The 13,966-nt window shown below is 59.8% G+C and carries 15 protein-coding genes; 4 read left to right on the forward strand and 11 right to left on the reverse strand.

What is annotated here, in order from left to right; genetic code table 11:
- Nucleotides 1–392: 392 nt before the first annotated feature.
- The 4 genes from N5096_RS15825 to N5096_RS15840 form a co-directional block, all read right to left on the reverse strand.
- Complete coding sequence (locus N5096_RS15825) at nt 393–722, reverse strand: 4Fe-4S dicluster domain-containing protein (protein WP_008847006.1); 330 nt, start codon at nt 720–722, stop codon at nt 393–395.
- Nucleotides 723–762: 40 nt separating this feature from the next.
- Nucleotides 763–2,193, reverse strand: coding sequence for a Fe-S cluster assembly protein SufB (sufB, locus tag N5096_RS15830; protein WP_267665754.1), 1,431 nt, complete (start codon nt 2,191–2,193; stop codon nt 763–765).
- A 148-nt stretch (nt 2,194–2,341) separates the two neighbouring features.
- Entirely contained in the window at nt 2,342–3,115 is a 774-nt protein-coding gene (locus tag N5096_RS15835) for an SDR family oxidoreductase (protein WP_267665755.1), read from the reverse strand.
- A gap of 252 nt (nt 3,116–3,367) precedes the next feature.
- Complete coding sequence (locus N5096_RS15840; RefSeq protein ID WP_267665756.1) at nt 3,368–3,664, reverse strand: DUF8152 family protein; 297 nt, start codon at nt 3,662–3,664, stop codon at nt 3,368–3,370.
- Between the two features lie 182 nt (nt 3,665–3,846).
- Here N5096_RS15840 and N5096_RS15845 point away from each other — a divergent pair, with 182 nt between their 5' ends.
- Nucleotides 3,847–4,647: a sulfite exporter TauE/SafE family protein gene (locus N5096_RS15845; RefSeq protein ID WP_267665757.1), complete on the forward strand. Its 801-nt coding sequence runs from the start codon at nt 3,847–3,849 to the stop codon at nt 4,645–4,647.
- 105 nt (nt 4,648–4,752) lie between these two features.
- Here N5096_RS15845 and N5096_RS15850 read toward each other — a convergent pair whose 3' ends face one another.
- Together N5096_RS15850 and N5096_RS15855 are read right to left on the reverse strand one after the other, a co-directional pair.
- The gene (locus N5096_RS15850) at nt 4,753–5,439 is read right to left on the reverse strand and encodes an SCO family protein (protein ID WP_267665758.1); all 687 of its coding nucleotides are present in this window, start codon (nt 5,437–5,439) and stop codon (nt 4,753–4,755) included.
- Between the two features lie 96 nt (nt 5,440–5,535).
- Nucleotides 5,536–6,039 carry a winged helix-turn-helix transcriptional regulator gene (locus N5096_RS15855; RefSeq protein ID WP_267665759.1) on the reverse strand — a complete coding sequence of 168 codons (504 nt, stop codon included), beginning with the start codon at nt 6,037–6,039 and terminating at the stop codon, nt 5,536–5,538.
- 117 nt (nt 6,040–6,156) lie between these two features.
- Here N5096_RS15855 and N5096_RS15860 point away from each other — a divergent pair, with 117 nt between their 5' ends.
- Nucleotides 6,157–6,513, forward strand: coding sequence for a DUF7471 family protein (locus tag N5096_RS15860; RefSeq protein ID WP_267665765.1), 357 nt, complete (start codon nt 6,157–6,159; stop codon nt 6,511–6,513).
- Between the two features lie 80 nt (nt 6,514–6,593).
- On the opposite strand, the gene N5096_RS15865 is transcribed toward N5096_RS15860, so the two are convergent.
- The 4 genes from N5096_RS15865 to N5096_RS15880 form a co-directional block, all read right to left on the reverse strand.
- Complete coding sequence (locus N5096_RS15865) at nt 6,594–7,166, reverse strand: nitrous oxide reductase accessory protein NosL (RefSeq protein ID WP_137708114.1); 573 nt, start codon at nt 7,164–7,166, stop codon at nt 6,594–6,596.
- 135 nt (nt 7,167–7,301) lie between these two features.
- Entirely contained in the window at nt 7,302–8,165 is an 864-nt protein-coding gene (locus N5096_RS15870) for a copper ABC transporter permease (protein ID WP_379790599.1), read from the reverse strand.
- Nucleotides 8,166–8,179: 14 nt separating this feature from the next.
- Nucleotides 8,180–8,980, reverse strand: coding sequence for an ABC transporter ATP-binding protein (locus N5096_RS15875; protein WP_267665766.1), 801 nt, complete (start codon nt 8,978–8,980; stop codon nt 8,180–8,182).
- Nucleotides 8,981–9,048: 68 nt separating this feature from the next.
- Nucleotides 9,049–11,148: a NosD domain-containing protein gene (locus N5096_RS15880; RefSeq protein WP_267665761.1), complete on the reverse strand. Its 2,100-nt coding sequence runs from the start codon at nt 11,146–11,148 to the stop codon at nt 9,049–9,051.
- 502 nt (nt 11,149–11,650) lie between these two features.
- On the opposite strand from N5096_RS15880, the gene N5096_RS15885 reads away from it, so the two are divergent.
- The gene (locus N5096_RS15885; RefSeq protein ID WP_267665762.1) at nt 11,651–12,136 is read left to right on the forward strand and encodes a hypothetical protein; all 486 of its coding nucleotides are present in this window, start codon (nt 11,651–11,653) and stop codon (nt 12,134–12,136) included.
- A 243-nt stretch (nt 12,137–12,379) separates the two neighbouring features.
- On the opposite strand, the gene N5096_RS15890 is transcribed toward N5096_RS15885, so the two are convergent.
- On the reverse strand, nt 12,380–12,622 hold the full coding sequence (locus N5096_RS15890; protein WP_267665763.1) for a HalOD1 output domain-containing protein: 243 nt from the start codon (nt 12,620–12,622) through the stop codon (nt 12,380–12,382).
- A gap of 484 nt (nt 12,623–13,106) precedes the next feature.
- On the opposite strand from N5096_RS15890, the gene N5096_RS15895 reads away from it, so the two are divergent.
- Nucleotides 13,107–13,787 carry a serine integrase family protein gene (locus tag N5096_RS15895; RefSeq protein WP_267665764.1) on the forward strand — a complete coding sequence of 227 codons (681 nt, stop codon included), beginning with the start codon at nt 13,107–13,109 and terminating at the stop codon, nt 13,785–13,787.
- Nucleotides 13,788–13,966 lie beyond the last annotated feature (179 nt).

The raw sequence follows: 13,966 nt of genomic DNA on the forward strand, positions 1-13,966 counted from the left end.
ACTGTCGCGATATCGACGTCTGTTATTCCCTGTGCTTCGATTTTGGCCTTCACTGCCGGTGGGAGCGTTTCCAGTGTCTCGTCAACTTGTGGGTTAATCGGTACGCCGTCAACTTTGATCGCAACCAACTTGCCACGGCGACCGTGTGCAGCGACTTCGAATTCGAACGGTCGGTCACGTTCATCCACACTGTGGACCCAGACTTTCGCGAGCCCGTTTGCACTCTCCCAGTGAACGCTGTTGACGACGGTGAGACTGCCAGCCGGCGGAACGCAAGAGGAGCCGCATGCTGGGCACTGTGCGGAATGTGGACTCTTACCGATATAGGTATACTCTGCTCCGCACCGGTAGCACTGGAGTGGGAGGGTCATAAGTGGTTCCTCAATCACCCCTCACAGGCGCCCCGCTCGTCCGGGATCGACATCGATGGCGTCGACGGGACACACGTCGACACAAAGCATACAGTCGATACACTGTGTCTCGTTAATCGGATCGGCTTTGATGTCGCTCTCGGGGTGGCCGGGTGTATCCGTCCACTCGAACACGTCAACGGGACAGTCCTCGAGGCAGGCACCATCAGCCATACAGATATCGAAGTCGACAGCCACGTGTGTGCCGTGGATTCCCTGCTGTTCCGGTTCGTCGACCGGCCCCCAGACTCGGTGCCCCTCGTGTTGCTCAGCGACATCGCGGTTCGCTTCGAAGTGTGGATCGATAGCCATGAGAATTTCTTGATAAGGGTGGCGTAGTCCAGACGAACTACTATCCGAGCGAGCCCTCCATCTCCAGTTCGACGAGTCGGTTCAGCTCGACGGCGTACTCGATCGGCAGCTCTTCGGTGATCGGCTCGATGAACCCGGAGACGATCATCTGTTTGGCGTCGTCGTCGTCGAGACCGCGCGACTGTAGGTAGAAGATGTCCTCGTCACCGATCTTGCCAACGGTCGCCTCGTGGGCGACATCGACCTTCGACTCGTTGATCTCCATGTACGGCATCGTGTCCGACGTCGACTCGTTGTCGAACATCAGCGCGTCGCACTCGACGGCCGTCGAGGAGTTCTCGGCGCCGTCCGCGATGTGGACGAGCCCGCGGTAGTTCGTGCGACCGCCGTCCTTCGCGATCGACTTCGACTCGACGGTGGATTTGGTCTCGGGCGCGTTGTGGTACACCTTCGCGCCGGTGTCGATGTCCTGGCCCTCGCCGGCCATGGCGATAGTGATGTGGTTGTCGGAGGCGCCGCGGCCCTTCAGGATCGTCGACGGGTACAGCATCGTCGCCTTCGACCCCATCGACCCCGAAATCCACTCCATGCGCCCGCCCTTCTCCGCGATGGCACGTTTCGTGTTGAGGTTGTACGTGTTTTTCGACCAGTTCTGCACCGTCGAGTACTGGACGTGGGCGTCCTCGTCGACGAAGACTTCGACACCGCCACAGTGAAGATTGAATTTCGAGTACTTCGGCGCGGAGCAGCCCTCGATGTAGTGGACTTCCGAGCCCTCCTCGGCGATGATGAGCGTGTGCTCGAACTGGCCCATCCCCTCGGAGTTCATCCGGAAGTACGCTTGAACCGGCATGTCTACCGTGGTGTTTTCGGGGATGTAGACGAACGAGCCGCCGGACCAGATGGCGCCGTGAAGCGCCGCGAACTTGTTGTCGCTCGGGGGGACGCAGTTCGTCATGAAGTGCTCGCGGACGAGTTCTTCGTGCTCTTGGACCGCCTCGTCCATGTTACAGAAGATGACGCCCTTCTCCTCCCAGCGCTCCTGCATGTTCTGGTAGACAACCTCCGATTCGTACTGCGCGCCGACGCCGGAGAGGGCGTTTTTCTCGGCTTCGGGGATGCCCAGCTTGTCGAAGGTGTCTTTGATGTCGTCTGGAAGTTCGGTCCAGTCGTCCACGCCGGCGCGGACGTCGACGTCCGGCCGAATGTAGGGGACGATCTCGTCGACGTCGACTTCGCTCAGGTCCGGCTGACCGGGCCAGTCGGTCGGCATCGGCATCTCTTGGAACTGTTCGAGCGCTCGCAGGCGGCGCTCCAGCATCCACTCGGGTTCGTCTTTGTCCTCCGAGATGACGCGGACCGTCTCCTCGGTGAGCCCTTTCTCGGTCTGGAAGGCAGACTTCTCCTCCTTTTTGAACTCGAAACGGGCCTCGGTGTTCGTCTCTTTGAGATCGTCTTGTTTTGAACTCATCAAAGTATTCTTCAGAGACTACAAATATAAGTGTGGTGCGCTGGAACACACTTTAGTAACTTATAATGGTTTCTTTAACAAAAATAGATAACTTTGCGTAGTTTAATTTGGTTTCTATAGTTGGTAGAATTTAATATGTGAAAATAATTTATTGTGTATTCGTCATTCCACCGTCAACGATGAGCGATTCACCATTCACGTAGTCCGAGAGATCACTTGCGAGGTACAGCGCTGTATCTGCGACGTCTTCAGGCTGGCCCGCTCGCCGGGACGGAATCGACTGAAGGAAGTCTTCTTCAGCATCTGTACCCATAATCGGATAGTCCTCAGTCGTCATCGTCGTCTCGATCAGTCCCGGATGGATAGCGTTCACTCGAACGCCGTCGGGCCCCAAATTCGCCGCCATCGCATATGTAAGTAGTCGTACGGCACCTTTTGTCCCACAGTACGTGATGAACTCCCCTGAGCCCTCGAGACCGGCGACCGAGGAGATGTTGATGATCCGCCCGCCACCAGCTTCGACCATCCGTTTCGCCGCCGCTTGCGCGCCAAAATAGACACCTTTGACGTTGATGTCCATCATCCGATCAAACGCATCTTCGTCGACTTCGAGAAACTCCTCACCATGGAAGATCCCCGCGTTGTTCACCATCACGGTGACACCACCGAACTCCTCGGCAGCCTCAACCGCAGTCTCAAGATCGCCGACGTTTGTGACATCACACTCGACGAACGTTGCCCTCGCCTCCGTTTCGGCCTCGATCAGTTCGTGGGTTGGATCTCCTCCCTCGCGAGGAGACTCCTGGATGTCAGCGATAACGATGTCAGCCCCTTCGGAAGCGAACCGACGGGCAATTGCGCGTCCATTCCCGCTGGAGCCACCGGTAATGACTGCCACGTTGTCTTTGAGTAGTGTGGACATACCACATGATCTATGGTGAGTGAGAAAGTAACTGTATCGCGCTTGTGCGGTTCGAACACCATATTGTGGGCGCTAAAATCGCATCCAAGATTGAGGAAAAATAACTATACCGACAGATCACTCTCTCCCGTAGTTCAACCTCGTCTTGTTCCAAATCTGCGCTATGTGCTCAGGACGACTCAAAGAATATATCACTAATTGAGGATTTTAATAGAGCCGACGAGTGGGATACTACGATAATTCGAATCAAAATCACTCGTTAGCGAGAACGACTCGACAGCACTCGATCGCTGCTTCGATGTGGCGGTCGGCGACCACGTCGCCCGTTTCGTCAGCCGACTCAAGCAGTGTGGCAACTTGGCGGACCCGTTTCCGTCGAGTTTGCGTGTCAAGACCGTCACTGGTAGCATCGCGGGCGACGGCTTCAGCCTCTCCGAGCCATCGGTTCGTCGCTGGCGGTACTGGGCGGTCTGCGGTCGCAGTTAGATGAGTCGCCAGTGCGTCGACCGCAGCCCGCGGCTCGGTTGGGATGTCGATTTCGTCCGTCATCGTCGGTGTATTGGCACCCACTGTGAAGAATTGTTGCGCCAAGCTACACTCCAGATGCTTGCGAACGTCTCCAGCCGAGTGCGACCTCTTCTTCGCCTATAGTAGCACGTCCTCATTATCTGTCCGGGCTCGTTCGAGAGATACACCAGACGACACAAACCCATGCGCAGCCGAGAACGACTATGATCGAGTCGCTCCTCCGGATTGACGTCGTCCTCTTCGTTCTCATCGGCGTGCTCGGCGGCGCACACTGTATCGGGATGTGCGGTCCACTTGTGACGATGTACTCGAAGCAGATGACGCCGCAGCCAGACGGCGGGACGGTGACAGCCAACGACGGACGTGCCAGTCATCTCACGACCTACGAGGTTCGCCAGCACTTCCTGTTCAACGTCGGCCGGGCGACAACGTACGCGATTCTCGGGGCCGTCTTCGGCGCGCTCGGAAGCGTCGTGTTCGTCACCGCTGATCAACTGACACCGATCGCCGACCTCCTGCGAGGTGTTGTCGGTCTTGCGGTCGGAGGGTTCATTGTGGCAACCGGCGTTCGATATGTGATTGGAGGAAGCGGAGGCGATATTCGTATCCCGGGCGTCCAGCGCGTTACGTCGTGGCTCGCAACGAGAGTCCATCGGCACGTCAACAGCCCGAGTATTGTTGGGCTCGGCGCCGTCCACGCGTTTCTTCCCTGCCCGATGCTGTATCCCGCGTATCTGTTCGCCTTTGCGAGCGGCTCCCCGACCACCGGGGGAATCGCTCTCGGTGCCCTCGGCATTGGGACGATCCCTGCTGTCTTCCTCTATGGAACGATTATCCAGTCGATCGATGTTGCCCACCGGCGTCGTGTTCATCGGCTGCTCGGCGTGGTGTTCGTCGTGCTGGGGTACGTGCTGTTCGCGCACGGATTGATGGCACTCGGTGTTCATCTTCCACACCCGATGTTCCCGCATTACCAGCCCCTCGGGGGCGCGATGGGGCACTGACCGAGTACTGGCCACATTTCGCTGGCTCGATACAGGCGACGGACTCCCTTCGTCGGCTACGATGCGGAAAACGACGGTAGCTGGCCTCCCGGAACTTACGAGCTGTCACGCGGTGGCCACTCGTTCGAGGTCGTCGACGAGCCGTTCGATGTCGGTTCGCGGGCCCCGTGGGTACGCCCGCTCGATGATCCCTTGCTTATTGGCGAGGATGATGAGCCCGTAGTGCGGGAAGCGATACTCTAAATTCTCGATGTCATCTGCCGGTTGCTTCTCGATCTTCAGACCAAAATGCTCGTCGTGTATCTCTTGAGACCGCTCGTAGGTCTCTGGGCGGAGGAAGTGCCAGTTACCCGCGTCGAGGTCAACCCCCTGCTGCCCGGCGTACTTGCGGAGGGCCTCGGGGGTATCACGCTCGGGATCGAACGTGATGGGGAGAAACGCGACTTGGTCGCCGTACCCCGCCTCGGCCGCGGCCTCCTGTCCGCGACGGAGCCGAAGAATGAGTGCGGGACACACCCCGTCCGGACAATTGGTGTAAAATGACGTCCACAGCACCGCGCGCTCGCCCTCGAACTGGGCCGTCGATATCTTCTCGCCATGGATCGGGTCGGGGACGGTAAACTCGGGCATGTTGTCACCGTAGCTCGGGAATGACGCCTCACTGAGGTCTCGCTCCGGCGGTCCGAGAACGGTTCCTTCGGCGCCACTAGTGCCAAGGACACCAAGACAACCGGCAGTGCCGGCGGTGACTCCCGCGACGCCGGCCGTTTTACAAAAACTCCGTCGGTCCATACGTTCACGTATCGGTTCCGCGGTTTTGAGGTATCTGGTGTGACCTTCGAACGCGCCACTTGCGTCCGATCCGGGCGGGTTCAGCTAGTCGTTTCCTTATTCGAAGAGGCTGTCGACGGTCCGAATGAATCGGTCGACGAGCCGGTCTGGCAGCGAGGGCGACACCACCTCAACCAACTCAGCCGTGCTGTCCGGGCGGGTCAGCGTGATCGTCATCGGGCGGTCGTCGGACTTCGTGACGATCCCAGCGTCGCTGAGGTTCGAGACGTGCCACGAGACCGTGCTCCGCGCGAGGTCCAACTCTGTGGTTAGTGTTTCCGGGCGAAGGGAACCGTCCGCATGGAGCCGCAGTACGATCTCGCGGGCGGTCTCACGTCGAAGAAATGCGAGCGCGCGTCGTTCCCACGGATCGAAGGTGGGATCAAAGTAATGAGCTTGACCAGCGATCCGTTCGACAACCAACTCCTCATCGTTCACCAGTCGTCGGAGATGATACTGCGCCTGTCCGGTGGCGATGTCCAGATCGCGTTCCACCTGGTTGAAGTGGACGCCGGGTGTCTCGCGGACGTGTCGTCGCACCCGATCTCTGGTCGTCGCCATCTGAGTATTCGCCCGTAATCGGCTGAGAGATAAAACCTGTCGGGGCGTTCTCCTCGCACGGGAATGTTTCGCCCCGTGTCTTCTTATCACTTCGAACGCATACTGACTAGTGTCGTGATCGCATCGCTCATCTCCCGGACCGTCTTCCCGGCGCTCGTGCCACTCACCGTCCAAGGGTCACCCGTGCTGCTGGCCGTCATCGCGTGCGCCGGGATCGGAACCGGTGCACTGTTTCTCGTGAGTCTCGTCGCGTATCGACGCCGCCAGACCGGCCAGTACCGACTGATCAGCGCAGCGGTCGGCGTGCTCGTTCTGCGGTCGCTGGTCGGTGCCGGGACCGTGTGGGGGATCGTCCCGATGCCGGTTCACCACTTCGTCGAACACAGCCTCGATTTCCTGATCGCCGCGATGGTTCTCTACGCGGTGTACGCGTACGCGCCGGGCTCACTAAGTGACAGCTCCACTGCGGACTGACTCGACCAGACCCAATCGCAACTGTGCCCGCGCTGTGACAATCGGTGACCGCCTCCCCCCGATCCGTCCGGTTCGTCCACTCAGTTTTCCGATTGTCGAATCCCTTCGATCAGGGTGCGGTCGATCTCTTCGTAGTCAAACATCTGGCCGCCGTGGGTGTCGATGAACGATCGGGCCTCCTCTTGATCCGAGAAGGGGTGGAGCGCCGGGCCCATTCCACCCATCACGTCGCTTTCGGCGACGTAGACGAGGTCAGTTGCGTCGGCGAACGTCTCCGGTGCCGTCGGCGACGGCATTCGCGGCGCACCGTCACGCTGCCGCACGGTATAGTCGACGCGCGAGAAGTCGGTCACGTAGACGACGACCGGCTCCCAGTCGCGGTCGAGCCGATCGAAGTGGTAGGGAAAGAGGCTGTGGACGAGGGTGTGGAACCACGCCGGGTTGCCCTCATCCCGCGGATCGGCGTCTCGGTAGAAGATCTGCCCGTTTGCGCCCCCGTGGGGGCCGATCGCCATCCCGTGGTCGGTGTCGAACTCTCCCTCAAGATCAACCGGGTCGGGGAGCGCTTCCTCGGAGGCGCTCCCGCCCAGACAGCCGGCGAGTCCGGTGACCGCACCGCCGATCCCGGTAGCGATGACGCGGCGTCGGTTCATACCCATGCTTACGCTCACCCGATCATATCCGTTCTGGTGGGAACGTCGAATTCGCCTCACGCAGGGATTGGGTGCGTTGATGCCGCGAAGGGAACGTACGACTCGAATTCCGATACGATCCCGCGACCGGATTTCTCACTCCGCGAACCGGAATCTGCTCCGTTCGATTACGGTACTCAGGCGCTCGCGGAAGGCAAGCGTTCCGACCGAAGCGAGGCTTCCGAAGAGCGTCCACCCCGCAAGCGAGCCGACCGCCCGGCCGACGTCAACGACGTTCCCCTCCTGCGCGAACGAAACGCCGATTACGGTCTCGAAGACGAGCCCGCGGAAGGCTCCGTTCGGCGTGAGCGCTGCTCGTCCGGCGACCGCCGACGGGTCGGCACCAACCATCAGCGACTGAATGAGCGCTAGGTCGCCGCCGAGCGTTCCAACGAGGAACGCGAGGACCGCGAGCGCGGCCGCGCCCCGCCGGCTCGTCGCTGCTGCCGACACCCACATCGAAAGTGCGAGGAACACCGTCCCGAACAGCGTGATCAGTGCGAGAAAGCGGACGTACAGCAGCGGCGAGTCGACGCCCGCGTGGGTCGCGAAGATTCCGGTGTCAGGGGCGGCGGTCAACCAGACGTAGCCGCCGATCACGGCGAATGGGAGACCGATGACCGCAACCAACGCGACCAGCCGTGCGAGCAGGACGCCGACGACGTAGCCCGCGACGCCAACCGGATACGTCCGGATCACGGCGAACTCCCCGCTGACCGCGTCCGCCAACAGAGCCCGATACCCCAGTACGACCGCGAGCAGCGGCACCAGCAGCTCGGCTGGCAGGAGGAGGTCGACGACCGCCGGAACGAACCCCGTCGCGCCACCGCCACCGACAGCGACCAGAAGCCAGAGCACGGCGAGTAAGCCGACCCCTAGGACGCCGTAACCGGGCGTGCGCAGGACTGTCGCGAGCTCTCGCCGGAACACGGTTCCCGCGCCGGCAAACGCGTCGGTCACGCCGAGATCACCTGTCATTGTTCGGATACCCCCGTCACGTGGACATCGCGGTCGCCGTCGTCGCCGGACATGTTTTGCTCGTCTTCGGCCGCCGCACCGCTTCTCGCTGGGTCACCGTCGTCGGCGGTCTCGGACAGGGCAGCGTCGCGTCCCGCGGCCTCGTACAGCGCCGCGGTCGTGTCGACGCTGTACTCGTTGCGGAGGGCGTCGAGGTCGCCGGCGGCTACAACCCGTCCGCGGGCGAGCATGACGACGCGATCAGCGTGGGCATCGACGAGGTCGAGATTATGTGTACTCACGACGACCGTCACGTCGTCAGTCGCGTGGGTGGCCGCAGTCCGGAAGGCCCGCTCGCGCATTCCGGGGTCGAGCCCGCTGGCCGGCTCGTCGAGCACGACGAGCGGCGGATCGCCCAGCATCGCCTGTGCGATACCGAGAAGCCGCTGCATCCCGCCCGAGAGATCCTCGACCGCTTTGTCGGCGGCGTCCGACAGTCCGACCGACGCGAGCGCGGCGTCGGGATCTCCGTCAACAAGTCGCGCGTAGAACGCGAGCGTTTCCCGAGCGGTGAATCCCTCACGAAACGGGACCTGCTGAGGGAGGTAACCGATGGACTTCCCACTCCCGTCCTCGGCGTTCGGCCGTCGGATCTCCCCGGTGATCGGGGGAACGGTTCCCGCGAGCGCACCGAGCAGCGTCGACTTTCCGGAGCCATTCGGCCCGATCACCGCGGTGAGTCCCGACCCGAACGCGAGTGACACCGAATCGAGCACCGGCACGCCGCCGTACGTCCGAGTGAGGTCGTCGACGACCACGCGATCGGGTTCAGCGCCGTCGCTCGGTGACTCAGAGTCGGGTGTCGCCTCTGTCGAGGAGTATTCGGTCACAAAGACGCCTCCTGGACTGCCGCCCGTTCGTTCGGCTCGGTACCCCAGTTCGGCTGCGTAGCGTTTTGGCCGGCGACGGTCATAGGTTGGTCGTCAAGTTGCCGAGCAGCATGGCTGCGGTCATCGATCTGCGCCCGCCAGTCGGCGTGGACCGCCGTCCCGTTCGGGTCTGCGGCCGCTGCGACCCGATCGGGAGCGTACGGCTCCGGCGCTGGTGCCGGATCGATGATACTCCCAGAACGCGCCCCGGCGACGGTGCCGCGGAGCCGTTCGAGAAGCTCGTTCACCGGTGACTCGCGGAGCGCAACGACGGCCGGTTCCCGGTGGAGGGCAGCGTCGATCGGCGATGTCGGGCGGTAGGCGCGCTCGCCCGGCTCGTGGAGTCCCGCGTTCGCTCCCTCCCAGTAGTTGCCGCGGTCGCCGTCGGCCCACACGCGTAGAGGCCCTGCTCCCGCCCCAGCGTGGCGGTCATTCTCCACGAAGTCGTTTGCGACCACGCGGCTCGCAGGCACGACCGTCGTCGCTCGTGCGCCCTCTTCATTCTCCACGACGACGTTGTGCTCGTATAGTGAGCCGCGCGAGCTGGTGGAAAAGCCCAGGTCGTTGTGTGCGAGCGTGTTGTAGCCGATGTACGTCAGCGTGCCGGATGACTGTATCCCGGCCGCTGAGCCGCGGACATCGTTGCCGACGATCGCGTTGCGGGCAGGTCGAGTCATCACCGTGATCCCCGCGAAGATTTCGTCCCGGAACGAGTTGTCCGCGATCAGGGCGTCTCCGGTGTACATGAGATGGACGCCGTAACGGTTCTCTCTGAACGTCGAGTTCCTGACGATCGACCCGTCGGCGCGGTGAAGGTATATCCCGTCACGACCGTTCGTGAACGTCCCGTTGGTGACCGTCACTCGGGATTCCATTCCGGTGATTCCCATGAAGCCGTCGTCCCACTCGGCCGTTCCGTTGACCTCGATATCACGGAGCACCGAGTCTGATCCGTCCCGCAGGAGAACGCCGCTCGCGCTCGTGTCGATCGTCACGTCGTCTATGAACAGCCCCGGGGAGCCGAGTCCGCGGATCCCGGCGTCGCCGTAGCCGTATCCGAGTTGGATGTTCGTGTCCCACGACTCCGTCTCGTTTCCTTGCGCGGCCTCTTTGGCCCGTCGTTGGGCTGCTTCGGGATCCCGAGTCCGATTACCGGTGTCGTCGATCGTCAGTCCCGTGATCGTGACGTTCGGCGCCCGAACAGTGATCACCGAGCCGTTTCCGCCGCCACTGACGTGTGCGTCGGCGCCGGCGATCGTGATGGGTTTCGTGACGTTGATCCGCTCCTCATAGGATCCTGACGGCACGACAACCGTCGTGTTCGGCGGGGCTGCGTCGACCGCGGCCGAAATCGTCTCGGCATCCTCACCCACAGTGACCGAGACGGGGCGGTCGGCGGTTCGCTCTGCGGCTGTGATCCGTCTGTCCGCCACTTTCCACCGTTCTGGTGCCATCGCCCGCGCAACCGCCCCGGAGTCAACGTCGAACGATCGCGTCCGAAGCTCCGCCCAATCGACGATTTCCCCGCCGTGACTTCCGGTGAACGCTGTTGCCGCGTCCCGAGAGGAAAACGGGATAACCGTCTCGCCGGCGGGCGTCCGGGCTTCACTGTCGATAACGTAGACCGCTTCTTCGGCAGACGTCCACGACGACGGTCTTGATTCGGCCGCTGTGAACAACCCCGCCTCAGTCGTTCCCGGTTCGGTTCCATCGAAGGTTTCGACGTACGCGACGAGCGGATAGCCGAACCGACGTTCGGTGTAGCCATCGTCGAGTCGATCGACAAAGGACTCGACGCCGTTGTATCCAATGACGTACTGGAGCTGCGAGTAAAACACCTGAACCCGCGGGATTCGACCGGAGTCGGACATTAGCGAATCCGTCTCCGTAGACAGCCCGAGCTCGACGGTATCATCGTACTTGACGGGGTCAGGCGCGTTCGCCGCAGGGTCGGAGAGAAACGCACCAGCGACGACGAATCCGACGATGGCCGCGAATATGACAACCCAAGCAAGCACAGCCCGCGATCGGTCGCTGTACGGGTCGAGAATCGCCACAGAATGGGTACACGTCGTCGGGATATATCTGATCTGGTTCGATTTTCGAATACGAACTCCTGTTAGTTGTGAACAAAAGTATCATACATCCTGTTTTTCGAAGGCTGGATCTCGTAACGCCTAGGACTGTTCTTGTATGAGTAATTCTAACGAAGCTTATTCTGAGACGGAAGTCTCGAATATGTTCAGTCTGTGAAACGTATCAGCTAGGGATTTCCGTCCGGACTAAATTCAAAGAGACCGACCTCGCTACTGTGCTCAAGGGCCTTGATCACTCGACTGACGCAATTGAACACGGGTATCCAGCGTGGCATCCTAGGTCACTCTCCTTTCGCGCGAGGGCGCCCTCTCACTCGTGTTCATGAAAGTAGCTGGTAACTCGCACACCGACTTCACAGTGGAGAAAATGAGAACCTCACAGCCTCAGGTCGAAAGAATCTAACACGGTCGATCAGGAGCTAGAAGCGTTTTATCTGCTAAAATCGTAACTATCACGCACGCGATGGCAACCTCAGAAAACGAATCGAAAGACACGCTAACCGTGTATCAAGAGCGGTTAGACGCACTCGATGCGACACTGGCATCGAAAATGGACCGTTGGAGTGTTCCAGCGTTGCGAGCCGCTGTCGGAGCGGTGTTCATCTGGTTCGGCGCACTCAAAGTACTCGGCGTCTCGCCGGCCGGTGACCTCGTCGCCTCAACGGTGTACATTCTTCCGCCTGAGTTTTTTGTCCCGGTACTTGGCGTATGGGAGGTGATCATCGGGATCTGTCTGCTCTATCCACCGCTTACGCGTGTTGGATTGCTGCTGTTAGCACTCCAACTTCCGGGGACGTTCCTCCCGATGGTACTGCTCCCTGAAGTTGTCTATACCACGTTCCCGTACGGGTTGACGGTCGAGGGTCAGTATATCGTAAAGAACCTCGTAATCATTGCCGGCGCACTCGTTCTGGGAAGTACTGTGAGGGACGAATCTGCGTCAGTGTGAATTAGACAGTTGGGTGCTCGTGCTGAACGATGAACATAAAACAGTACAAGTTGTTGTTTGCAGTTAAAATATGTCTGAATTAGTAGTTGGAGAGATCCTGCGTATTGACCGCCGAGGATTCTACTAACTCAGAGGAGTGTTCCGATAGGCGTGCGAGATACAGAGGGTACAGTCAGCACGGGAACAATGTTATTTTCACCATCTAAGCCCTGAATCAACCGAGAGAATGTGCTTGTGTGCTGCTCAATCGGCTATCCAATTTTGTCTTACTTGACCGTCAACAAGGACTCTGCCATCACTATGTACAGTTACATTATGATTTGGGAGTTCAAATTCGAGGTTCCATGTACTGTTACTGTGCCTTGCGAGCTGCTCTACGGCGGCTAGGTCGATATAATCGGCAACAACAACGTCTAGCTCGCTCGGGTCAACGCTCTTGTGCTCAGCGATTGATCTGATGAGGATTGAGGTTAACGCCTCGTACATACTACGTTTCACATGTAGGACCCAATTAAATATAAATGAAACTATAGGTCGCACAGTTACCCGGATAGTAACGACATGTGGACTGTACTAGGCGGTCTGTGAGTACTCTGTACTGAGCGATCCGCGGTCCCTCTGTACTGACCAATCACTCCCTCACGAAGATCGGCCTCGGTTTGTACCACATTCGCGCGCTCTATGTAGCACGGACTTCGTGTCAATTGTACAGGGTTACAGCAGAGTCTTTTATCACATCTGGGTAGGCAGGCGTACAGGAAACGGGGGTTTTCTGAACACAAAGATTAGAACTAAGTTTAGGACTATTCATAGGCCTATACAACGATGGCGAAAACGCGAGTCAGTCAGGGGGCGAACGGGCAGTACAAAGTGACGGTGCCGAAGGGGCTCGCGGAGGCGATGGATCTTAACGGGAAGCGTCTAGACTGGAAGGTCAAATCAGGAAGCTCACTAGAGGTGACAGTGGTCGATGAGTAAAGCTCTCGCGTGGATTCGGAAGTCGAAGGGCGACGAGTCCGACATCGGCCTCAAAGAGCAGCGAGAGCTCGTCCGAACACTAGCGAACGACGTCGCCGACGAAGTAGAGGTCCTTGACCTCGGTATCCACACTGGCTTCTCGACGATGACCCGTGACGATCCCGCGGGCCTCCTCGATCAGAACGAGAGCGTCCAGGAGCGCGTTAACGAGCTACAGGCTGGCCAGTACTCACATCTGGTCGCATTGGACGATCGCCGGATATGCCGGGATGAATACTTCTCGGTGATTCAGTACGCAGCGACACAGGGTGACGCCGAGATCGTCTACGTCGGCGACGTGAACGAGGACGATCTCACGTTCGATCTGAAGCGGCGTATCGAGCGGGACACGAAAGAAGAGGAGATCGAGAAGTCACAGCGGGCGATCGAGCGTCGGAAGGAACACGGCTACGACCACGGGAGACCACGGTTCGGGATGACCTACGACGCGGACGGTCACTACCAGGTGCCGGGCGAGGACTTCGACACAGTACTAGAGATCTTCCAGCTCGACAACGCGGGAGACAGTCGACGGGAGATCGCTGACGCTGTCGGTGTCCCCACGAGTACGGTTCAGAACGTGCTTGACCGGCGCGAGTGGTACGCCGAACGCGGGAAAATGACTAATACGTGAACTCGCAATCCAAGACAAATGTACACTTTTCAGGGTCGCTGTCTCACGTAGTGTGTGACCAAACAAGGGCTAGATTCTGACGAAACAGATGCTCTACTTGATGTGACACTGCCTTGTTGAATGCAAGACTGCGTCGGGGTAGGGTCGATAACTCACGGTTTCACGGTGTCAGAGACTGG

Source organism: Halorubrum yunnanense, assembly GCF_026586675.1.
In the GTDB taxonomy this organism is placed as follows: domain Archaea; phylum Halobacteriota; class Halobacteria; order Halobacteriales; family Haloferacaceae; genus Halorubrum; species Halorubrum yunnanense.

Bases quoted from the DNA above. Each gene is read 5' to 3' on its own strand.
- N5096_RS15865 (WP_137708114.1), bottom strand. From the start codon at position 7,166: ATGAACCGACGCCGCGTCATCGCTACCGGGATCGGCGGTGCGGTCACC.
- N5096_RS15885 (WP_267665762.1), top strand. From the start codon at position 11,651: ATGGCAACCTCAGAAAACGAATCGAAAGACACGCTAACCGTGTATCAA.
- N5096_RS15840 (WP_267665756.1), bottom strand. From the start codon at position 3,664: ATGACGGACGAAATCGACATCCCAACCGAGCCGCGGGCTGCGGTCGAC.
- N5096_RS15895 (WP_267665764.1), top strand. From the start codon at position 13,107: ATGAGTAAAGCTCTCGCGTGGATTCGGAAGTCGAAGGGCGACGAGTCC.
- N5096_RS15825 (WP_008847006.1), bottom strand. From the start codon at position 722: ATGGCTATCGATCCACACTTCGAAGCGAACCGCGATGTCGCTGAGCAA.
- N5096_RS15850 (WP_267665758.1), bottom strand. From the start codon at position 5,439: ATGGACCGACGGAGTTTTTGTAAAACGGCCGGCGTCGCGGGAGTCACC.
- N5096_RS15835 (WP_267665755.1), bottom strand. From the start codon at position 3,115: ATGTCCACACTACTCAAAGACAACGTGGCAGTCATTACCGGTGGCTCC.
- N5096_RS15855 (WP_267665759.1), bottom strand. From the start codon at position 6,039: ATGGCGACGACCAGAGATCGGGTGCGACGACACGTCCGCGAGACACCC.
- N5096_RS15890 (WP_267665763.1), bottom strand. From the start codon at position 12,622: ATGTACGAGGCGTTAACCTCAATCCTCATCAGATCAATCGCTGAGCAC.
- sufB (WP_267665754.1), bottom strand. From the start codon at position 2,193: ATGAGTTCAAAACAAGACGATCTCAAAGAGACGAACACCGAGGCCCGT.
- N5096_RS15845 (WP_267665757.1), top strand. From the start codon at position 3,847: ATGATCGAGTCGCTCCTCCGGATTGACGTCGTCCTCTTCGTTCTCATC.